Here is a 772-nt window from a genome sequence, read left to right as displayed (position 1 = left end):
GTGCCGATCGATCCGACACAGCCGGGGGCGCGGATGCAGTTCATGCTCGCTGATGCGGGGCCGGTCGCGGTGGTGACCACCGCGGAGTTGGCCGAGCGGGTGCAGGGCTATGAGCTGTCGGTGATCGAGGTCAACGATGCGCGCATCGACACCCAGCCCAGCACTGGATTGCCGGGGCCGGCAGAGGACGACATCGCGTATCTGATTTACACCTCGGGCACTACTGGTGTGCCTAAGGGGGTGGCGGTCAGTCACCGTAATGTGACGCGGCTGTTGGAGACGTTGGACGCCGACCTCGAGCTGTCGGGGCAGGTGTGGAGCCAGTGTCATTCGTTGGCGTTTGACTATTCGGTGTGGGAGATCTGGGGGGCGCTGTTGCACGGCGGGCGGTTGGTGGTGGTGCCCGAGTCGGTGGTCCGCTCACCAAAAGACCTTCACGCGTTGCTGGTTCGTGAGCAGGTCAGCGTGCTAAGCCAAACCCCATCGGCTGCGGGGATGCTCTCACCTGAAGGGCTGGATTTGGCGGCGTTGGTGGTCGCCGCTGAGCCCTGCCCGGCCGAGCTGGTAGACCGCTGGGCAGCCCGGCAATTGATGGTCAATGCCTACGGCCCCACAGAGACGACGGTGTATGCGACTATCAGCGCGCCGCTGGCAGCGGGTTCCAGGGAGGTACCGATCGGGTCGCCGGTGCCCGGAGCGGCGTTGTTTGTGCTCGATAACTGGTTGCGTCCGGTGCCCGCTGGGGTGGTCGGTGAGTTGTATGTGGCTGGTG

1 protein-coding gene is annotated in these 772 nt (G+C 65.0%); it reads left to right on the top strand.

What is annotated here, in order from left to right:
* A partial coding sequence (locus A5753_RS06285) for an AMP-binding protein (protein WP_156655969.1) occupies positions 1-772 on the top strand: 772 nt, incomplete at both ends.

The sequence above is a fragment of the Mycobacterium sp. 852002-51971_SCH5477799-a genome (assembly GCF_001667145.1).
GTDB lineage: Bacteria > Actinomycetota > Actinomycetes > Mycobacteriales > Mycobacteriaceae > Mycobacterium.
The sequence above is the reverse complement of the archived record's forward strand: the minus strand, read 5'-3'. Positions and strand labels throughout refer to the sequence as shown.